The sequence below is a fragment of the Streptomyces sp. 549 genome, assembly GCF_030124175.1.
GTDB lineage: Bacteria > Actinomycetota > Actinomycetes > Streptomycetales > Streptomycetaceae > Streptomyces.
The window spans coordinates 134,795-154,516 of sequence record NZ_JASKMT010000012.1; the positions used below are offsets into that span (position 1 = coordinate 134,795).

A 19,722-nucleotide genomic window follows, 5' to 3' on the forward strand; every position below is an offset into this window, starting at 1 on the left:
CACCCCCACCACCGCGTGACCGGGACGGCCGTCAGGACGTGTTGCGGCGGCCCCAGTGGTAGAAGTGCTCGGGCCGCCCCTGCCCGCCGTAGCGCGGGGCCCGCTCCACCAGGCCCTGCTCGGCCAGGTGCTCCAGGTAGCGGCGGGCGGTGACCCGGGAGGCGCCGATCAGCTCGCCCACCCGGCTCGCGGACAGCCCGTCGGGCGCCGCCTGCCGCAGGTGGTCGACGACCGCCTCCAGCGTCTCGTTGCTCATGCCCTTCGGCAGCGGCCCGCCGACGCTTCCGCGCAGCGCCGCGAACGCCCGGTCCACGTCCTGCTGCGCGGTCGACTCGCCGTGGAAGACGAGCTGCCGCCGGTAGTCGGCGTACCGCTCCAGCTTGTCGCGGAACGCCGCGAACGTGAACGGCTTCAGCAGGTACTGCACCACGCCGTGCGCCACCACCGACCGCACGACGTCCACGTCACGGGCCGAGGTGACGGCGATGACGTCGGTGAGGTCGCCGCGGGCCCGCAGGCCCCGGCACACGTCCAGGCCCGTCATGTCCGGCAGGTAGAAGTCCAGCAGGATCAGGTCCACCGACTGCCGGTCCAGGAACTCCGGGACCTGCCCGCCGCGGTGCACCACCCCCGCCACGGTGAAGCCCGGCACCCGGGCCACGAACTGGGCGTGGGCGTCCGCGATCCGCGGATCGTCCTCGACGACCAGCGTCCGGATCTCCGGTGTGTGCGGCATCATCTCTCCGGTTCCTCACGAAGCGGGCGCAACCTCACGGTGAAGACCGCGCCCTCGCCGCTCTCTACGTCGACCTCTCCGTCATACCGGTTGATGACCTGCTTCACCAGGGACAGCCCCAACCCGCGTCCGTGCGGGCCCTCCGCGCGCTTCGTCGACCAGCCGCGGGTGAACATCGACTCCAGCTGGGAGTTGTCCACCCCGTCGCCGGAGTCCGCCACCCGCACCAGCAGCGAGCCGTCCGGCGCGCTGCGCACCGTCACCGCGACCCGGCGGGGCGGGGCGCCGGCCAGTGCCGCGTCGATCGCGTTGTCCACCAGGTTGCCGACGAGCGTCACCAGGTCCCGGGCCGCGAACGACGTCCCGGCCACCGCGGTGTCCTCGCTCACCGACAGCTCCACGCCCTTCTCCGCCGCCTGCGCGGCCTTGCCCAGCAGCAGCGCGGCCAGCGCCGGCTCCTCGACCTCGCCGGTCAGCCGGTCGGTGAGCGCCTGCGCCGACGCCAGTTCCACGGTGGCGAACTCCACCGCCTCCTCGGGACGGCCCAGCTCGATCATCGTGACGACCGTGTGCAGCCGGTTCGCCGACTCGTGGGTCTGCGAACGCAGCGCCTCCGCGAAGCCGCGCACCGAGTCCAGCTCGCCGGCCAGCGCCTCCAGGTCGGTGTGGTCGCGCAGGGTGGTGACGGCACCCAGCGGGCGGCCGTCCTTGTCGATGCGCTCCTGGTTGACGACCAGCACCCGGTCGCCGTACACGCACAGCTCGTCGTGCACCGCCTCACCCGACGCCAGTACCGACCCCAGCGGCTCGTCCAGCTCCAGGTCGCGCACCTCCTGGCCCTCCGGCTGGTCGGGCAGGCCGAGCAGCCGGGCCGCCTCCTGGTTGACCAGCGTCAGCCGACCGTGCGGGTCGACGATCAGCAGGCCCTCGTGCACGTTCCGCAGCACCGCGTCGTGGCTCTCGTACAGCCGGCTGATCTCGGCCGCGCCCAGCCCCAGCGTCTGCCGCCGCAGCCGGCGGCTGATCGCCCACGAGCCGGCGGCGGCCAGCACCAGCGCCGCCGCCGAGATCACCACCACCGGTCCCATCCGGCGCCGCACCTCGTCGCCGATCTGCTCCTGGAGGATGCCGATCGCCACCAGCCCCAGCACCCGGCCCTGCTCGGTCTCCACCGGGACGACCGCGCGGGCGGAGGGGCCGAGCGTGCCCTCGTACGTCTCGGTGAACGGCTCACCGTGCAGCGCGGGGCGGATGGTGCCGAGGAACTTGCCGCCGACCGCGTCCGGGTTGGGGTGGGAGTACCGGGTCCGGTCGGGGCCCATGAAGACGATGAAGTCCGTGCCGGTGGCCTCGCGCACGGACTCCGCCAGCGGTTGCAGCGTCAGGCTCGGGGCCGGCTGGGTGAACGCCTCGCGCACCTCGGGCAGCCGGGCCAGACCGGCTGACAGGGTCAGCACCCGGTGCTCGGCGTCGGACTGGCTGTCCCGCCGTGCCTCCAGGACCACCAGAGCGGCCCCGGACCCGACCAGGAGCAGGATCACGGCAAGCTGTAGCACGAAGAGCTGCTGTGCCAGGCTGAGCTGCTTGCGCATGCCGTGATTGTCGCAGGTCAGGTCCGGGGCCGCGGCCGCCCTGACGGGCGCGGGGCCGGTGGTCAGAACTGGATGCCCAGGGCCCAGCCGCCGAGCAGCATCACCATGCCGGTGATGAGCAGCATGCCGATGATGTTCAGCCAGAGGCCGGCCCGGACCATCTGCGGCATGGTGACGTAACCCGACCCGAAGACGATCGCGTTCGGCGGGGTGCCCACCGGCAGCATGAAGCTGCAGGTCGCGGCGAGTGCGGCGGGAGCCAGCAGCAGCAGCGGGTCGAGTCCGATGCCGACCGCGACGCCGCCCAGGACGGGCAGGAACGTGGACGCGGTGGCGGTGTTGCTGGTCAGCTCGGTCAGCATCAGGATGATCAGGCAGACCACGGCGATCAGCAGGACCGTCGGCAGGGTGCCCAGGCCGCTCATTCGGGTGCCGATCCAGTCGCTGAGCTTCGTCTCCTGCACGGCCTTGGCCAGGCTCAGGCCGCCGCCGAACAGCAGCAGCACGCCCCAGGGGATGCCGGACTGCGCGGTCCGCCAGTCCATGGTCTGCGTGATGCCCTTCTTCAGCGACACCGGGATGAGGAACAGCAGCACGACCGCGCCGATGGCGACCGCCTCGTCGGTGAGGTTCGCGGTGAACGGCAGCAGCGAGGTCAGCGTGCCCCAGTTGGTGATCGGCTGCTTGAAGACCCACAGCAGTGCGGCGCCGGCGAAGATGACCAGCACGTTCCACTCGCCGCGCGACATCCGGCCCAGCTTGTCGATCTCCTGCTGGATGACCTCCTTGCCGCCCACGACGTCCTTGAGCTTGGTGGGGTAGGCGACGCGGGTCAGGAACAGCCAGGCGATGATCAGGAACACCGTGGCGAGCGGCACGCCGACCTTCATCCAGTCGGCGAAGGCGATGGTGATGTCGTAGTTCTGCTGGACGAAGCCCGACATGATCAGGTTCGGCGGGCTGCCGATCAGCGTGCCCAGGCCGCCGATGGTGGCGGCGTAGGCGATGGCCAGCATGAGGCCGGTGGCGAAGTTCTTGGTGTCCTTGTCGTCGGCGAGGTCGGAGACCGGGCCGCTGATGGCCTCGGCGTCCCCCGCGCCCTCGGAGTCTCCGGCGGCTCCGGCGTCTCCTCCCTCTGCGGCCTTGCGGTCGCCGGCCTTCTTGGCGATCACCATGGCGAGCACGCTGGTGCCGATGGGCAGCATCATCAGGGTCGTCGCGGTGTTGCTCACCCACATGCTGAGGAACGCCGTGGCCACCATGACGCCGAGGATCAGCTGGCGCGGCTTGGTGCCGATCGCCCGCATCGTCAGCAACGCGATCCGGCGGTGCAGGTTCCACTTCTGCATGGCCAGGGCGATGACGAAGCCGCCGAGGAAGAGGAACACCGTGGGGTGCGCGTAGGGCGCGGTGGCCTCGTCGACGGCCAGCACGCCCAGCAGCGGGAAGGCGACGATCGGCACCAGCGACGTCACCGGCAGCGGCAGCGCCTCCGTCATCCACCACACGGCGACCAGCACGACCACGGCGGCGGTGGTGCGCGCCGCCGTCGACAGGGCGGCGTCGTCGGGCAGCAGGAAGTAGGTGAGCAGCCCGAGCACCGGGCCGAGTACCCGGCCGAGCCAGATGCGCCGCTGCGGAAGGTGCTGGCTGTCGGCCCCCGGTCGGGGTCCGGCCGAGGCTCTTGCCCGCTCCTCGGCCTGCTGCGTGTTCGTCGTCATGACCGTGCCTCCGAAACTTCCCGGCCACTTCGCTGTAACCGTCGTTCCGGGGAATGTGGCACGGCTCACTGGGGCTGTCGCGCTTTTGTTCTTAACGGTCGCGGCCCACGCCGCAACCCCGCACCCGGTGGCCGGGGACGGCCGGGCTTCCGCAGGTGGAACGCCCGTCAGGCGGACCCGGACGGCACGCGATGCCGTATACGGCCGGTCCGTCGCCCAAGGCCCCGGCAGGTCCCGCGGTGTGCTCCCGCGCGGGTGCGGCCGGCTTCCGCCCCCTGGGGCCGTGCCGCCCCGCAATACGGGGCGTATTACCGGTAGTCTGGGACATCCCGGGCGCTGACCTGCACGAATCCAGCCCGGGCGGGAAACGGGGAATGACGTGCAGGTGGGGGAGATGAGGCATTCGTCATGAGTCAGTGGAAAGAGCTGCCGACCGCACTCGACCCGCGGGCAGGGGAGTTCGTGCACGCGCTGCGCCGGCTCAAGGACTCCGGCGGGCTCAGCTTCGCGACCCTCGCGAAGCGCACCAGCTACAGCAAGTCCTCGTGGGAGCGCTACCTCAACGGCAAGAACCTGCCGCCGGCCGACGCGGTGTCAGAACTGGGCCGCGTGTGCGGGGAGGACGTCCAACGCCTGCTGGAGCTGCGGTCCGCTGCGGCGGAGCACTGGCACGCGTCGCCCGCCGCTGCACCGGACAGGTCGGCGGGCGCCGCCCCGGCACCGGTCGCGGCAGCCGAACGGACGCCGGGCGACGGCGATCCGGCGCCCGGCCCGGACGGTGGCGAGTCCGCGGCCCCGAGTGCGCATGCGGACGGCGCTGCGGACGGCGCCGGGAACGCGGTCCGGCGGCGGAGTCCGCGTATGGCTGCGCTGGTCGGGGCGGTGGCCGTGGTGCTCGGTGTGCTGGTGGCCGCCGCGGTGGTGCTCCTGCCGTCCTCGAAGCCCACGGCGGCGGAGAACCGGCGAGTGGAGAGCGCCCCGTTCGCCTTCACCCCGGGCACCACCTACAGCTGCGACATCCACCGCGAGGCCGGCCTGCTCCACGCCGGACGCAGCGACACCGTGGAGGCGCTGCTCCAGCAGATCACGACCAGTTGGGACGTCGTCGAGGCCCAGTGCCTGCTGCGCTACCGCGGTTACGACGTCGGTGAGGTCGACGGCGCGTACGGCGCCGCCACGGAACGCGCCGTCAAGCGGCTCCAGGACGACAACAACCTGGTGGTCGACGGCATCATGGGCCCGCACAGCTGGGAGGTGCTGCGTCGGTGAGCACGGGGGCGTCCGCCGGACCGCCGCCCGAGCAGGCGCGGTTGGCGCGCGAACTCACAGCGCTGCGGGAGCGCACCGGGCTGAGCCTGGCGGCGCTCGCCGCCCGCACCACGGCGAGCCGCTCCTCGTGGCAGCGGTACCTGTGCGGCGGCAAGCTGCCGCCGCGTGAACTGGTCCGCGAACTGTGCCTGCTGGCGGGTGAACGGCCCGGACGGCTCCTGCTGCTGTGGGAGTTGGCCGACGAGGCCCGCCGCTCCCCGGCAGCCCAGCCCCCGCCGCAGCCCTCGCAGCCCTCGCCTCCCTTGCGAACCACCGCCGCGCCCCCCGGCACGGCCCCGGAGCCGGGGCCCGGCGCAGGGCCGGACGCGGCGCCTGGCGCACGGGAGGACGCGGCTCGACGGGTGCCGGGCCGGGGGCGGCGGCTGCGGCGGCGCCTGCTGGTCGCGGTGCTGTCGATCGGCACGCTGATCGGACTGGTCGGCGCCTACCACGGGGTACAGGACCGGTCAGGTCCGGCCACCGGACCGGTGAAGGCCGGTTGCCGCGGCTCGACGTGCACCGGTGAGAACGCCCAGTCGCAGGCCTGCGCCATCGCGTCGAGCGGTCCGCGCACGGTCGCCGAACGCCGCTTCGCCGGGAAGAAGGCCGTGGACATCCGCTACAGCGAGGGCTGCGACGCGGGTTGGGCCCGGATCAGGTTCGGCAGCATCGGCGACCGCGTGGAGATCAGCGCGCCGGGTGAGGAGCGCCAGTCCGTGCGCATCGCCGACCGGTACGACGCCGAGGGCTACCTGTCCACGCGTATGACCGGCGGTGGTCCGCGGGGGCTCGAAGCGTGTCTGGTCAGCGGCGACACCGGCGAGCGGCACTGCTTCACTTCCTGACCCCGTCCCGGCCGGCCCGGTGCTCGGCGGGCGGGACGGCGTCAGGTGCGCTGCCCGGTGTCCAGCGCGGCCCAGAAGTGCTCCTCGATCCCGTCCAGGAAGATCCGTCCCGCGTCCGCCGAGCCCTGCGCCGTCTGCGAACCGGTGTCGATCCAGCTCAGCGAGGAGAAGCTGCGCCGGTGGAACTCGTCGTTGAGCAACTCCAGGACCTCCTCCGCCCGTTCCCCGGACAGCTCGGGCAGCAGCTTGCGAAGCGGACGCACATAGCCCTGCCAGCGTGAACCGGCCGCGCTGCGCAGCAGCGCGACGAGCCGGTCCCGCCTGCCGGTCAGCTCGGTCCTGGCGCGCAGCGACATGCCCAGCGCGTCCGCCAGGGCCACCGCCTGCCGCTCGTCGCCGGTCCAGCGGCCGGACCGCTCCACCTCCCGGTACTGGGCGGCGGGCATCCCGACCCGCATGGCCACGTCGGTCAGGGCCGTCCCGCGGGCGAGCCGGTACTCGCGCACGGTGCGCGGCTCACCCATCAGCTCCGCCGGCGCACACCACAGCGCACCGGCGAGCGCGGCCAGTTCGTCCTCGGTGGGGGCGTCCTCCTGGTGTTCCCAGGCGGTGACGCGCTCGGCGCTGATCCGCAGGCCGAAAGCCGCCCACATCCCGTAGGCGACGTGGCCCGGCGTCATGCCCAGGGATTCCCGGAGACGGCGTGCCGCCGTGGCGTCGAAGGGTGGGCGCGTGTGCATGCGGACACGGTAGGGGCGGTCACCCGCGGTGACCCCCGGTGCGTTCCGCCAGAACCCGCATCTGGTGGAACGTCCAGTGCCCCTGGACCATCCCCCAGGTGCCGCCGGGTGCCCCCAGGTGCCGCCGGGTGCCGACCGCGCACGACCGCCCCGCCGCCGGGCGGTGAGGTGTGTGGAGAACATGTGCGTTCTGCATGGGCGAGAGGTGACAACGGTGACTGTCCGCGCCCCGGCAGCCCGTGGAAACGTCGGTCCCGTCACCGACCGAGGGGGGAGCGCGTGAACCCGGAGTACGCCGTCCACTGCGACGCAGACCGGCACTTCTACGACGCTCCGCACCGCGTGTCCGCCTCGCGGGACAGCCGCGGCGCCCTCTGGGAGACCGCCCGCCGTTCCGCGCCGGACGGCTGGGAGCGCAAGCGCGCCGGCGACTGGCTCGCCTACAGCCCGCTCGACGTGCGGCTGCCCGCCCAGGGCTGGAAGATCCACGTCTCGGCCGCGCTGGACAACGCCGAGTCGGTGCTCTCCCGCGTGATGGACCACTGCCTCGCCCGCCGCGTCCCCTTCAAGTTCGTGCCGAACCGCTACCTGCTGCACACCCGCAACGCGAAGTACGCCGACCGTGCGGCCAGCGGCAAGTTCATCACCGTCTACCCGGCCGACGACGCGCAGTGCCGCACCCTCGCGGAGGAACTGGACACGCTGCTCGCCGGTGAGCACGGGCCGTACGTGCTGAGCGACCTGCGCTGGGGCGACGGGCCGGTCCACGTGCGGTACGGGGCGTTCGCCCGGCGCTTCTGCCGCGACGCGAGCGGCGAGCTGTGCCCCGCGGTGGAGGACCCGTCGGGCGCCCTCGTTCCTGACCTGCGCGGCCCGGTCTTCCGCACCCCGGAATGGGTGGCGCTACCCGACTTCCTGGCGCCGCACCTGGCCGCCCGGTCCGCCAACGGCACAGCGGACGTGCCCTACACCGTCGAGCGCGCGCTGCACTTCTCCAACGGCGGCGGCGTGTACCTGGGCCGGGACAACCGGACGGGTGAGCAGGTCGTACTGAAGGAGGCCCGCCCGCACGCCGGACTGGCCGCGGACGGCGCCGACGCGATCGCCCGCCTGGAACGTGAACGCGCCGCGCTGGAGCAGCTCGCCGGACTGCCGTGCGTGCCCCGGGTGCTGGACACCCTCACCCTGGGCGAGCACCGCTTCCTCGTCCTGGAGCACATCGCGGGCACCACGCTCAACACGGTCTTCGCGCGCCGCTTCCCGCTCTCCGAGGCCGACCCGGCGCCGGAGCGGCTGGCCGAGCACACCGCCTGGGCACTGCGAATCCACGACCTGGTGGCGCGGGCCGTGGAGGCCGTGCACAGCCGGGGCCTGGTCATCAGCGACCTGCACATGAGCAACGTCATCGTCGCCGAGGACGAGTCCTCGGTGGTGCTGCTGGACTTCGAGGCGGCGTCTGCGGCCGCCGAGAACCGGCGCCAGGTCGTCGCCAACCCGGCCTTCGTCGCACCGTCCGACCGGCGCGGCACCGACATCGACACCTACGCGCTGGCCTGCCTGCGCCTCGCCCTGTTCGTGCCGCTCACCACGCTGTTCACCCTGGACCGGGGCAAGGCCGCGCACCTGGCGGACGTCATCGCTCGCACCTTCCCCGTGGACCGCGCCCTGCTGGACGACGCCGTCGCCGAGATCAGCCGCGAGGGCGCCGCCCCGGTCCCGGTGACCGCCGCGCCGCCCTCGGCCCCGGCCGTGCCCCCGCGCGCCGCCCCCTCCGGGCCGGAGACGTGGGCCCGGCTGCGGCCGGGCGACTGGCCGCACAGCCGCGACTCGATGGTCCGGGCCGTGCTCGCCTCCGCCACCTTCGACCGCGAGGACCGCTGCTTCCCCGGTGACATCGCGCAGTTCGCCACGCCCTGCGGCGGCCAGTCCTTCGGCTACGGCGCCGCCGGTGTGCTGCACGCTTTGGCGTCCACGGGCGCGCCGCCCTGTCCGGACGCCGAGGAGTGGCTGCTGCTGCGCAGCAAGGAACCGGCCTCCGGCAGCCCGCTGGGCTTCTACGACGGCCTGGCCGGCATCGCCTGGACGCTGGACCGCCTCGGCCACCGCCAGCCCGCCCTCGCACTGGCGCACCTGGTCACCGAGCAGCCCTGGCAGGGGCTCGGCACCGACCTGCACACCGGTCTTGCCGGTATCGGCCTCGCGCTGGACGCGCTCGCCACCCCCGGCGCGGGCGGAGCAGGTGCCGCGGGCGAGGACCCGGTGCTGCGGCAGGCCGCGGACCGCTGCGTTGAACTGGTCGCCGACCGGCTCGCCTCGGCCGCCGCCGCGACCGCCGCCGGCCCGGGCGCCCGCACCGGCCTGCTGCACGGCACGACCGGTGCCGCGCTGCTGCTGGTCCGCGCCTTCGAACGCACCGGCGACAGCGCGCTGCTGGACCTGGCGGCGCGGGCGCTGCGCGACGACCTGAGCCGCTGCGTCCAGGACGACGGCGGCGCCCTGCTCGTCCGGGAGGGCCGCCGCACGATGCCCTACCTGGGCGCGGGCAGCGTGGGCATCGCCATGGTGCTGGACGACTACCTCGCCCACCGTGACGACGGGGAACTGCGCCGGACGCGGGAGGAGACGACCCGCGCCGCGCACTCCTCCTTCTACATCCAGCCCGGCCTGTTCCGCGGCGTGGCGGGCCTGCTGCTGCACCTGGCCCGCACCACCGGCCCCGCACTCCCCGCCGACCCGCGCCCCGCACACCCCGCCGACCCGGACGGAAGCGGCCACGCCGCGGAGTCCGGACGGCACCTGCGGCGGCTGACCGAGCTGATGTCCTGGCACGCGATCCCGTACGAAGGCGAACTCGCTTTCCCTGGCGAGCAGTTGATGCGCCTGTCGATGGACCTCGCCACCGGTACCGCGGGTTGCCTGCTCGCTCTCGGCAGCGCCCTGCACGACGCCCCCGTGCACCTGCCGTTCCTGCCGCCGCTCCGGCGGCCCACCAGCCGGCCCCACCCAGGGGTCAGGGGCAAGTGAAGATCACCTACCGTCCCCAGAAAGGGAACACCTCATGGCACTTCTCGACCTGCAGGCGATGGACACCCCCACCGACGAGGCCGTCGGCGACCTCGCCACCGGCAGTCAGGTGAGCCTGCTCATCTGCGAGTACAGCTCGCTCAGCGTCACCCTGTGCACCCCGTGACGCAGCTCTCCCGCGTCTGACGGGTGAGGCCGCGCGGCCTCCGTTCGCCGCGCGGCCCATCCCGCACCCGGGTCCCGGGCCGGGCCCCTCGGGCCCACCCGGGACCCGGGCGCGCGCCCCTCCCGGCACCGCCCGGCGCACTGACGGCCGCGCACGGCCCCTGACGGCGGCACGCCGTCCGAACCCCGCCCGCAGGTGTCTGCACCCGCCCGCACCGACGAAGGAGGGCCCCGGACATGGCCCCGGCCCCGCAGGCCGCCGCGGTCGCCTCCCCGGAGGCAGCCGACCGTCTGCTGCGCGCCGCGGTCCGGCACAGCGCCGGCCGGGTCGCCGCCCTGCTGGCCTGCGCGGCGGCAGCCGCCGCTGCGGCCGTGGCGCTGCCCGCCGTACTGGGCCGCACGCTGGACCTGCTTCTCGCCGGTGACCCGCAGGCGCAGCGCTGGCTGCTGCTGGCCGCCGCCCTGATCGGCGCGGGCGCGGCCCTGGACGCCACCACCGCCTGGCTCGGCGGTACCACCGGCGCCCGCTCCACCGCCTGGGTCCGCCGCCGCTGCGTCGGCCGGCTGCTGGCCACCGAACCCCGGCACGGCGCGGGGTTCTCCGCCGGTGACCTCGGCACCCGGCTGACCGTCAACGCGGCCGACACCGGCACCGCACCCGTCACCTGCGCCACCGGAGTGGCCTCGCTGCTCACCCCCGTCGGCGGGCTGGTCGGCCTCTTCCTCATCGACGTGTGGACCGCCGCCGCGTTCCTCCTCGGCGTGCCCCTGCTGATCCTGCTGCTGCGCGCCTTCGCCCGGGGCACCGCCGCCACCGTCGGCGCCTACCAGGAGGTTCAGGGCCGGATCGCGGGCCGCCTGGTCGAGGCCCTGGCCGGGGCGCGCACCGTCGCCGCGGCCGGCACCGCCGCCCGCGAACGCGCCCGCATCCTCGCGCCGCTCACCGAACTCGACGCGGAGGGACGGCAGACCTGGCGGCTCTACGGCCGGGCCGTGGCCCGCACCGGGGTGCTCATGCCGCTGCTGGCGACGGTCGTGCTGGCCGTCGGCGGGCTGCGGCTCGCCGACGGGCACCTCACCGTCGGCGCGCTGCTGGCCGCCTCCCGCTACGCGGTGCTGGCCGGCGGCGTCGGGGCGGTGACCGGCGCGCTCAGCGCGCTCGTCCGCAGTCGTACCGCCGCCCGGCGCACCGCCGCCCTGCTTGACCTGCCCGCGGTGCCGCACGGCACCCGGGCGCTGCCACCGGACGGCCCAGGCACGCTGGAGCTGTGCCGGGTCGGAGTGCGCCGGGACGGCCTGCTGCTGCTGCACGACGTCGACCTGGTGGTGCCCGGCGGGACGACGACCGCCGTCGTCGGCCGCTCGGGCGCCGGCAAGTCGCTGCTGGCGGCCGTCGCCGGCCGGCTCACCGATCCCGACGAGGGCGTGGTGCTGCTCGACGGCGTGCCGCTGCACACCCTGGAACCCGGCCGGCTGCGCCGTGAGGTCGGCTACGCCTTCGAACGGCCCGCGCTGTTCGGCGGGACCGTCGAGGAGGCCCTTGCCTTCGGCGCCCACCGCCCACCGGCCGCCGAGCTGCGCGCGGCGGCCGGTGCGGCGGACGCCCACGGCTTCGTGACCCGGCTGCCGCACGGCTACACCACGCCGCTCGCCGACGCGCCGATGTCCGGCGGGGAGGCGCAACGCCTGGGCCTGGCACGGTGCTTCGCGCACGCCGGGCGGCTGCTGATCCTGGACGACGCCACCTCCAGCCTGGACACCGTCACCGAACGCCGGGTCAGCCGCGCATTGACCCGGCAGGTCAGGCCCGGCACCCGGCTGGTCGTCGCACACCGGGTCTCCTCCGCCGCCCGCGCCGACCTCGTGGTGTGGCTGGACGGCGGACGGGTGCGGGCGGTGGCACCGCACGCCGAGCTGTGGCGGGACCCCGCCTACCGCGCCGCGTTCGCCGACGCCCCCGAGCCCGGGGCGCACGCGGAGAAGGGGGAGGAACGATGAGGAGAACTCCGTCGGCCGAGCCCGCCGAGCCCGTCGAGCAGACCATGCAGGCGGGGGAGGACCCGGCCGGGACGGGGGCCGTCTCGACCGGTCGCGGCCCCGCGCCTGCCGGTGAGGCGCCCGGGCGCCGGGGCCGCGGCGCGCTGCGCCGGGTGATGGCACAGGCCTGGCCGTTCCTCGGGCGCCGCAAGCGGGCGCTGGCCGTCCTGGGCGGATGGTCCCTGCTGGAGTCGCTGCAGACCTTCCTCGGCGGCTACGGCGTGGCCCGCGCCCTGGACGACGGCTTCCTCGCCGGGGACCCGGCGACCGGCCTGTGGTGGCTGGCCCTGGCCGCGGTGGCGATCCTGCTCGGCGGAGCCGCCGTCCGGGGCGTGTTCACCGGGCTTGCCGGCCTGGTGGAACCGCTGCGGGACGGCCTGGTGCGCCGGGCGGTGACCCGGGCTCTGGACACCGCTGTCGCGGACCCGGCACGGGCCGACGACTCGGCGGTCTCCCGGCTGGTCCACCAGACCGAGATCGCCCGGGACGGCTTCGCCGGGGTGGTGCTGACCGCGCGTTCCTTCGTCTTCGTCGCGGCGGGCGCGCTCCTCGGCCTTGGCACGCTCGCCCCGCCGCTGCTGCCGATCGTCGTGGTGCCCCTGGTGTGCGGGGTGGGCCTGTTCCTGGCCACGCTGCGGCCGATGGCCGCCCGGCAGCGCGAGTTCCTCGACGCCGACGAGCAACTGGCCGCGCACGTCGGTGCGGTGGGCTCCGGACTCCGGGACGTCGCCGCCTGCGGCGGGCAGCGGAGCGTGGCCGGACGGGCCGACGGGCTCGTCGCAGCGGAGGCCGACGCCGCCCGTGCGCTGGCCCGTTGGGCGGCGGCCCGCACCTTGGCGCTCGCCGTCGCCGGGCAACTACCCATCCTGCTGGTGCTGCTGGCGACGCCCTGGCTGCTGGACCAGGGGGTGACCGCGGGGGTACTGGCCGGGGCGCTCACCTATCTGACGCAGGCTCTGCTGCCCGCGCTGCACGCCCTGATGAGCGCGCTCGGCGCTGCGGGCACCCGCCTGGTCGTCGTACTCGACCGCTTCGGCCCGCCCCCGCCCCTGCCTCCGTCCTCGGCCTCGCCCGCACGTCCGTCCCCGCCACCGACCACCGGTCCGGACGACCCGGCGGTGGCGCTGCGCGGCGTCACCTTCGCCTACGGGGCGTCGGCGCAACCGGTCGTCGAGAACCTGGACCTGACGGTCCGGCACGGCGAGCACCTGGCGGTCGTCGGTCCCAGCGGCATCGGCAAGTCCACCCTGACCGCGCTGGTGGCGGGCCTGCTCAGCCCGCAGCGCGGCACGGTGGCGCTCGACGGCGTCCCGCTGACCGGCCGCCCGCGGCACCCGTCCGGCCGGGCTGGGCCGACTGGGCCGGCTGGGCCGGACGTGTCGGGCCGCACCCTCGTGCCCCAGGAGGCGTACGTCTTCACCGGGTCGGTCCGAGACAACCTCCGCTACCTGCGGCCCGACGCGACCGACCGGTTGCTGGGCGCCAGCGTGGCGGCCCTGGGGCTGGGCCCGCTCGTCCACCGGCTGGGCGGCCTGGACGCGGTGCTCGAACCGCGGGACCTCTCCCAGGGCGAGCGACAGCTGCTCGCCCTGGGCCGCGCCCACCTGTCGGCGGCACCGCTGCTGCTGCTGGACGAGGCGACCTGCCATCTTGATCCGGCCACCGAGGCGGAAGCCGAGCGGGCACTCGCCGCGCGTCCCGGAACGCTCGTCGTCGTCGCGCACCGGCTGTCGTCGGCCCGCCGCGCCGACCGGGTGCTCGTCATGGACGGCACCCGGGTGGTCACCGGCTCGCACGCGGAACTCCTGCGGCGGTCGGACCTCTACCGGGAACTGGCGGGCGTCTGGGAGAGCGGTCGGGCCTGAGCCGCCCGTGGCGGTCACGCCCGGAGCCGCCGTGTCCCGCTCACATCCAGCCGGCGCCCTGCGAGATGCGGATGGCGTCCATCCGGTTGCGGGCGCCGACCTTGCGGGTCGCCGCGGCCATGTAGTTGCGCACGGTCCCCCTCGACAGGCACAGGCTCTGTGCGATGTCCGCGACCGAGCGGCCCTCCGCCGCCAGCGACAGCACGGTCAGCTCGCGCGGGGTCAGCGGCATCTCGGCCGCCTGGAGAAAGCCGAAGGCCAGCGACTCGTCGACGAACCGCTCGCCCCGGCGGACCGTGCGTATCGCCTCCGCCAGGGTGCCGGCCGGTGCGTTGCGGTCCACGAAGCCGAGCGCGCCGGCGTCGAACGCCTTGCGCAGGGTGCCCGGACGGTCGGCGTTGGCCAGCACCAGCAGCGCGCCCTCCTGGCCGAGGCCGCCCCGGGCCAGCTCCAGTGCCTCCAGCAGCGCCACGGAACCCGGGGAGTCGACATCAACGGTGTACACGTCCGGACGATCGCACCGGATGCGGTCCGCAAGCCCGCGTCTCCCCACCGAGGTCACCAGGAAACCGGGCTCGGCGCGGAGTAACGCGACCAGCGCGGACCGGAACAGAACGGCCTCGTGCACCACCAGAACCCGGGTCATTCCCCACCCTCTCGTCTCGATTCGGCGGCACGCCCCGGCTCCACGCCCCCGTCGGCCGGACGCCGCCACATGTCCCCCGTGCATGTGCCCGGGGTGGCGGGCGGGGAACGCTACTGCCCGGTCCACCGGCCGCCACTTGGAGCGCGGGCACATGAATCACGCTCCGGCGCGCGGTTGAATGCGCCCCCTTGCACACTTCCGGAACGGGGTACTCCCGCCTCTCTCAGCCAGCCGGTGCAAGCCGCTGCCCATCGTTTCGGCACACGCACACACACGCACGCACGTACGCCCGCCCGTCCCGGCGGGCGTACGCGTGCCGGGACGGGCGGGCGTGCAGGGGAGCGGGGCCGGGCACGTCAGTCTGCGATGTCCTCCAGCCGGAACCCGACCTTGAGGCCGACCTGGAAGTGCGCGACCTCGCCGTTCTCGATGTGGCCGCGCACCTGCGTGACCTCGAACCAGTCCATGCCCCGCAGTGTCTGCGAGGCCCGGCCGATGGCGTTGCGGATCGCGGCGTCCACCCCCTCGTGCGAGGTGCCGACGATCTCGGTGACCCGGTAGGTGTGCTCGCTCATGTCGTCTCCTGGCGGTTGTCGCGGGTGGTGCCGGTGGTGCCGGTGGTGTGGGAAGTGCCGTGGGGCGGGACCTGGGATGAAACGCGGCCCTTCCACGGTGCCCCACCGGGCGGGGTCCCGCACCCGGCGCGCGGCCGGGCGCGGGACGGGGCCCTCACGCCGGGCGCAGCCAGACGGTGGCCAGCGGCGGCAGCGTGGGCGTGATGCTCGCGGGCAGGCCGTCCGCGCCCTGCGGCTCCGCCTTCAGCGGCTCCCGGTTGCCGACGTCGCTGCCGCCGTACCGCAGGTCGTCGGTGTTGAGCACCTCCTGCCAGGCGGCGGCGTCCCCGGGGACGCCCAGCCGGTAGCCCTGGCGGACCACGGGGGAGAAGTTGCTCACCGCCAGCAGCGGAGACCCGTCGGCGGCGTACCGGAGGAAGGCGAAGACGTTGTCCTCCGCCGCGCCTCCGTCCACCCAGGAGAAGCCGCCCGGCTCGGTGTCCCGCTCCCACAGGGCGGGCGCGGCGGTGTAGACCCGGTTGAGGTCCTTGACCAGGTCCCGCACGCCCCGGTGGTCGGCGGCTGCCGAGTACGTCGGGTCGAGCAGCCACCAGTCGGGGCCGTGCGGCTCGGACCACTCGGCGCCCTGTGCGAACTCCTGGCCCATGAAGAGCAGCTGCTTGCCGGGGTGCGCCCACATGTAGCCCAGGTACGCCCGGTGGTTCGCCCGCTGCTGCCACCAGTCGCCGGGCATCTTCGACACCAGCGAGCCCTTGCCGTGCACCACCTCGTCGTGGCTGATCGGCAGCACGTAGTTCTCCGAGTAGGCGTACACCATGGAGAACGTCATCTCACCGTGGTGGTACTTGCGGTGCACCGGCTCCTTGCTGACGTACTCCAGCGAGTCGTGCATCCAGCCCATGTTCCACTTCAGGCCGAAGCCCAGACCGCCGAACCCGCCAGGCCCGACGTGGTGGGTGGCGCGGGTGACGCCGTCCCAGGCGGTGGACTCCTCGGCGATGGTCACCGCGCCCGGGCAGCGCCGGTACACCGTGGCGTTCATCTCCTGCAGGAACGCCACCGCGTCCGGGTTCTCCCGGCCGCCGTGCTCGTTCGGCGACCACTGGCCGTCCTCCCGGGAGTAGTCCAGGTAGAGCATCGAGGCCACCGCGTCGACCCGCAGGCCGTCGATGTGGAACTCCTCGCACCAGTACACGGCGTTGGCCACCAGGAAGTTGCGCACCTCGCGGCGGCCGTAGTCGAACTCCAGCGTGCCCCAGTCGGGGTGCTCGGCCCGCTGCGGATCCGGGTGCTCGTACAGCGCGGCCCCGTCGAACCGGGCCAGCGCCCACTCGTCCTTCGGGAAGTGCGCCGGCACCCAGTCCACGATCACCCCGATGCCCGCCTGGTGCAGGGCGTCCACCAGGTGCTTGAAGTCGTCGGGAGTGCCCAGCCGCGCGGTCGGCGCGTAGAAGCCGGTGACCTGGTAGCCCCACGAACCGCCGAACGGGTGCTCGGCGACGGGCAGCAGCTCCACGTGGGTGAAGCCGAGGTCCCGGACGTACGTCGGCAGTTGGTCGGCCAGCTCCCGGTAGCCCAGGCCGGGCCGCCACGACGCCAGGTGCACCTCGTAGACGGAGAACGGCGACGCGTGCACCGGGCGGTCGCCGCGGTGCGCCATCCACTGCTCGTCCCGCCACTCGTAGCCGGAGGTGTGCACCACGGACGCGGTGGCCGGCGGGCACTCGGTGCGGCGGGCCATCGGGTCGGCTCGCAGGGTGTGGCTGCCGTCCGCCCGGCAGATGTCGAACTTGTACAGCGCGCCGTCGCCCACCCCCGGCAGGAACAGCTCCCAGACGCCGCTGGACCCCAGCGACCGCATCGGGAACGCCGTGCCGTCCCAGTAGTTGAAGTCGCCGGCGACGCGCACCCCGAGAGCGTTGGGAGCCCACACGGTGAACCGGGTGCCGGCGACGCCCTGGTGGGTCATGGTCCGGGCGCCGAGCGCGTGCCACAGCTCCTCGTGGCGGCCCTCGCCCAGCAGGTGCAGGTCGAGGTCGCCGAGCGAGGGCAGCAGCCGGTAGGGGTCGTCGACCTCCACCGTGTTCATCTTGTCCTGCCCGTCCTGCCCGTCCTGCCCGTCCTGCCCGCCGTAGTGCACCAGCAGCCGGTAGGCGGGCAGCTGCCCGCTGGTGTCCGGCGGGAGCACGGCGCTGAAGAGTCCGTCCCCGTCGTCGTGCAGTGCGGCGCGCAGCCCGCCGGCGACCACCACCTCCACGGAGGTGGCGTACGGCCGCAGCGTGCGGACCACGACACCGTCGGCCACCGGGTGCGCACCGAGCAGCGCGTGCGGGTCGTGGTGCTCGCCGTGCAGCAGCCGGCGGCGGTCGACGCCGCCGAGCGGCGCCGCCGCGAGCGCGGCGCCTGCGGCGGGTGAGGGGGGCGAGGTCGCGGCGGCGGGCGCGGCCTTCGGGGGCCGGGTCGCGGTTCTCCGGGCCCTGGAAGCGGGCTTCACGGCGGGCGGCGCAGGCTCGGAAGCAGCGGGTGCGGTCTCGGAAGCGGCCGGTTCGGCGGTCGGTGCGGTGTCCGGTGCAGCCTCCGGGCGGGCAGGCGCGGCGTCCGGTGCGGCTTCGGCAGCGACTGGCTCGGCGGTCGGCGCGGCGGTCGGGGAGTCGGCCGGGGAGGCGTCGGCCTCGGGGCCGGCCCCCTCGGGGGCGCCGGTGCTGCCGCTGCGGGGGGCGGGCGGGGCGGAGGCGGGGCGGAAGGTTTCCGGTACCTCGGAGCGGGCGGTCACGGGACGGTTCTCCCTGGAGTCGAGGGTGTGATCCTGCGGGGCGTGCACGGGCGGGGGAGGGGAGGCGGTCAGCGGGCCGCGGCGAGGCGGCGTACCGCGGCGAGCGGGACGGGCAGCCAGTTCGGGCGGTTGCGCGCTTCGTACAGCACCTCGTAGACGGCCTTGTCCGTCTCGTGGGCGCGCAGCAGCGCGGGATGCCCGGCCGGATCGATGCCGCCGGCTTCGGCGTAGCCGGCGCAGTAGGCGGCGCGGGCAGCCGCGGCCCACGCACGGGACGCGTCGCCGGCGCCGCGCTGGCCCGCCGCGTAGTCGAAGGACCGCAGCATGCCGGCGACGTCCCGCAGCACGGGCTGCGGACGGCGGCGTTCGGCCAGCGGCCTGGCCGGCTCGCCCTCGAAGTCGATGAGCGTCCAGCCGCCCGCCGCGGCCGTGCCGTGCGGGGCCGGACTGTGCGGGCTCGGGCCGTGCAGTGCCTGGCCGAGGTGCAGGTCCCCGTGCACCCGCTGCACCGCGCAGCCGCCGCCGGACCGGGCGAGGTCGTGGATCGCGCCGAACGCCTGGTGCAGCCCCGACCGGTAGGGGCGCAGCTGCGGGACGGCCGCGGCGACCGCCTCCAGGCGTTCGGCCATGCCGTCGGCGAGCGCGGCCAGCCGGTCGCCGCGCAGGACGCACGTCGGCAGGGAACGGGCGAGCGCGGTGTGCACATCGGCGGTGGCCCGGCCCAGGGAGTGCGCGGCCGAGGAGAAGTCGGCGTGCCGCTCCAGCGCGCGCAGGGCAAGCTGCCAGCCGTCGGTGGTGCGCGGCAGGAACGGCTGGAGCACGCCCAGCGTGACGGGGTCGGCGGCCGGCACCTCGAACCAGGCGACGGGCGCCGGCACCCGGTCGCAGCCGCTGCGGGCGAGCGCCAGCGGCAGTTCCAGGTCGGGGTTGACGCCGGGGCTGACCCGGCGGAACAGCTTGAGGATGTAGGTGTCCCCGTAGACGACCGAGGAGTTGGACTGCTCGGCGAGGAGCGGACGCGGTCGCAGGCCCGACGGGATGGCGCTGCCCGGCTCCCGCCGGAACCGCAGCCCGCCCAGGCGGCCCGGGGCGCGGAGACGTTCCAGCAGCAGTGCGGTCAGGCGCGGATCGGGCACCGCGTCGTACAGCGCCAGGCCGCGCAGCGGGCCGTCGGAGGGCCTGCCGATCAGTGCGGGCGCCAGTAACGGCGGCAGCACCGGGCGGGTGCCGACCAGCAGTTGGTAGCAGTCCGCCTCCTCGCCCTGGTGCGCGCGCACCAGCAGGTGCAGCAGCCCCGGTGTGGCGCTGCCCGTCGTACACGGCAGGAGTTCGGTGGCGGCGGCCAGGGAGAGCCCGTCCAGCGGACGGCCCTTGCCGGCGAACCAGCGCTGCCGGGGCAGCCAGTGGATGAGCAGTGGAACGAGCGAGCGCAGCAACGCCGGGTCGTCTGTCTCGTCGACAGCAACATGGGGCGAGGAGCTGTCCGGCTTCGCGGTCATGGCGTCCTTCCCCCGGGCACACGAAATCTACGCAAAGTGTCCCGGATTGCGGCAATGACTGTCCGTCTGTGCGGGACGTGTTGAGGGGAGATCGACCGTGCGGCGGATGGTGGCTACGCCGCACGGGTGCTTCCTGCACGAGTGTTGTAGAGGGTGCCCACGGCGGCCCGGAGGAAACCGGCCGGACCGCCGTGAC

At 74.5% G+C, this 19,722-nt stretch carries 14 protein-coding genes; 6 read left to right on the plus strand and 8 right to left on the minus strand.

What is annotated here, in order from left to right; all coding sequences use genetic code 11:
- Positions 1–31: 31 nt before the first annotated feature.
- The 3 genes from QNO07_RS15995 to QNO07_RS16005 all read right to left on the minus strand — a co-directional run bounded on the left by QNO07_RS15995 (position 32) and on the right by QNO07_RS16005 (position 4,049).
- Positions 32–739, minus strand: a complete 708-nt coding sequence (locus QNO07_RS15995; RefSeq protein ID WP_283992687.1) for a response regulator — start codon at positions 737–739, stop codon at positions 32–34.
- Positions 736–2,328: a sensor histidine kinase gene (locus QNO07_RS16000; RefSeq protein WP_283992688.1), complete on the minus strand. Its 1,593-nt coding sequence runs from the start codon at positions 2,326–2,328 to the stop codon at positions 736–738. The genes QNO07_RS15995 and QNO07_RS16000 overlap by 4 nt, the downstream gene beginning before the upstream one ends.
- Positions 2,329–2,390: 62 nt before the next feature.
- Positions 2,391–4,049, minus strand: coding sequence for an SLC13 family permease (locus QNO07_RS16005; RefSeq protein WP_283992689.1), 1,659 nt, complete (start codon positions 4,047–4,049; stop codon positions 2,391–2,393).
- Positions 4,050–4,457: 408 nt separating this feature from the next.
- Between QNO07_RS16005 and QNO07_RS16010 the strand changes: the two genes are divergently transcribed.
- Both QNO07_RS16010 and QNO07_RS16015 read left to right on the plus strand, forming a co-directional pair.
- A complete protein-coding gene (locus QNO07_RS16010; RefSeq protein WP_283992690.1) occupies positions 4,458–5,318 on the plus strand; it encodes a peptidoglycan-binding protein in 861 nt (286 codons plus the stop codon).
- Complete coding sequence (locus tag QNO07_RS16015) at positions 5,315–6,202, plus strand: DUF2690 domain-containing protein (RefSeq protein ID WP_283992691.1); 888 nt, start codon at positions 5,315–5,317, stop codon at positions 6,200–6,202. The genes QNO07_RS16010 and QNO07_RS16015 overlap by 4 nt, the downstream gene beginning before the upstream one ends.
- Positions 6,203–6,243: 41 nt before the next feature.
- On the opposite strand, the gene QNO07_RS16020 is transcribed toward QNO07_RS16015, so the two are convergent.
- Entirely contained in the window at positions 6,244–6,942 is a 699-nt protein-coding gene (locus QNO07_RS16020) for a helix-turn-helix transcriptional regulator (RefSeq protein WP_283992692.1), read from the minus strand.
- Between the two features lie 279 nt (positions 6,943–7,221).
- Here QNO07_RS16020 and lanKC point away from each other — a divergent pair, with 279 nt between their 5' ends.
- The 4 genes from lanKC (at position 7,222) to QNO07_RS16040 (ending at position 14,033) form a co-directional block, all read left to right on the plus strand.
- Complete coding sequence (gene lanKC, locus QNO07_RS16025) at positions 7,222–9,966, plus strand: class III lanthionine synthetase LanKC (RefSeq protein WP_283992693.1); 2,745 nt, start codon at positions 7,222–7,224, stop codon at positions 9,964–9,966.
- 34 nt (positions 9,967–10,000) lie between these two features.
- Positions 10,001–10,132 (plus strand): SapB/AmfS family lanthipeptide, encoded by a 132-nt coding sequence (locus QNO07_RS16030; RefSeq protein WP_283992694.1) that lies wholly within the window; start codon positions 10,001–10,003, stop codon positions 10,130–10,132.
- Between the two features lie 236 nt (positions 10,133–10,368).
- Positions 10,369–12,129 carry an ATP-binding cassette domain-containing protein gene (locus QNO07_RS16035; protein WP_283992695.1) on the plus strand — a complete coding sequence of 587 codons (1,761 nt, stop codon included), beginning with the start codon at positions 10,369–10,371 and terminating at the stop codon, positions 12,127–12,129.
- On the plus strand, positions 12,126–14,033 hold the full coding sequence (locus QNO07_RS16040) for an ATP-binding cassette domain-containing protein (protein ID WP_502961861.1): 1,908 nt from the start codon (positions 12,126–12,128) through the stop codon (positions 14,031–14,033). Before QNO07_RS16035 ends, QNO07_RS16040 begins: the two co-directional genes overlap by 4 nt.
- Positions 14,034–14,073: 40 nt before the next feature.
- Here the strand turns inward: QNO07_RS16040 and QNO07_RS16045 are convergent, their stop codons facing one another.
- The 4 genes from QNO07_RS16045 to QNO07_RS16060 all read right to left on the minus strand — a co-directional run bounded on the left by QNO07_RS16045 (position 14,074) and on the right by QNO07_RS16060 (position 19,526).
- A complete protein-coding gene (locus tag QNO07_RS16045) occupies positions 14,074–14,679 on the minus strand; it encodes a LuxR C-terminal-related transcriptional regulator (protein ID WP_283992696.1) in 606 nt (201 codons plus the stop codon).
- A gap of 356 nt (positions 14,680–15,035) precedes the next feature.
- Positions 15,036–15,254 (minus strand): dodecin, encoded by a 219-nt coding sequence (locus tag QNO07_RS16050; RefSeq protein WP_283992697.1) that lies wholly within the window; start codon positions 15,252–15,254, stop codon positions 15,036–15,038.
- A gap of 154 nt (positions 15,255–15,408) precedes the next feature.
- On the minus strand, positions 15,409–18,027 hold the full coding sequence (gene glgB / locus QNO07_RS16055; protein WP_283992698.1) for a 1,4-alpha-glucan branching enzyme: 2,619 nt from the start codon (positions 18,025–18,027) through the stop codon (positions 15,409–15,411).
- Between the two features lie 68 nt (positions 18,028–18,095).
- Positions 18,096–19,526, minus strand: a complete 1,431-nt coding sequence (locus tag QNO07_RS16060; protein ID WP_283992699.1) for a maltokinase N-terminal cap-like domain-containing protein — start codon at positions 19,524–19,526, stop codon at positions 18,096–18,098.
- Between the last annotated feature and the right edge of the window lie 196 nt (positions 19,527–19,722).

What these genes read in the sequence shown, in the direction of transcription:
- QNO07_RS15995 (WP_283992687.1), bottom strand. Translation starts at nt 739, where the DNA reads ATGATGCCGCACACACCGGAGATCCGGACGCTGGTCGTCGAGGACGAT.
- QNO07_RS16000 (WP_283992688.1), bottom strand. Translation starts at nt 2,328, where the DNA reads ATGCGCAAGCAGCTCAGCCTGGCACAGCAGCTCTTCGTGCTACAGCTT.
- QNO07_RS16005 (WP_283992689.1), bottom strand. Translation starts at nt 4,049, where the DNA reads ATGACGACGAACACGCAGCAGGCCGAGGAGCGGGCAAGAGCCTCGGCC.
- QNO07_RS16010 (WP_283992690.1), top strand. Translation starts at nt 4,458, where the DNA reads ATGAGTCAGTGGAAAGAGCTGCCGACCGCACTCGACCCGCGGGCAGGG.
- QNO07_RS16020 (WP_283992692.1), bottom strand. Translation starts at nt 6,942, where the DNA reads ATGCACACGCGCCCACCCTTCGACGCCACGGCGGCACGCCGTCTCCGG.
- QNO07_RS16030 (WP_283992694.1), top strand. Translation starts at nt 10,001, where the DNA reads ATGGCACTTCTCGACCTGCAGGCGATGGACACCCCCACCGACGAGGCC.
- QNO07_RS16035 (WP_283992695.1), top strand. Translation starts at nt 10,369, where the DNA reads ATGGCCCCGGCCCCGCAGGCCGCCGCGGTCGCCTCCCCGGAGGCAGCC.
- QNO07_RS16040 (WP_502961861.1), top strand. Translation starts at nt 12,126, where the DNA reads ATGAGGAGAACTCCGTCGGCCGAGCCCGCCGAGCCCGTCGAGCAGACC.
- QNO07_RS16045 (WP_283992696.1), bottom strand. Translation starts at nt 14,679, where the DNA reads ATGACCCGGGTTCTGGTGGTGCACGAGGCCGTTCTGTTCCGGTCCGCG.
- QNO07_RS16050 (WP_283992697.1), bottom strand. Translation starts at nt 15,254, where the DNA reads ATGAGCGAGCACACCTACCGGGTCACCGAGATCGTCGGCACCTCGCAC.
- QNO07_RS16060 (WP_283992699.1), bottom strand. Translation starts at nt 19,526, where the DNA reads ATGACCGCGAAGCCGGACAGCTCCTCGCCCCATGTTGCTGTCGACGAG.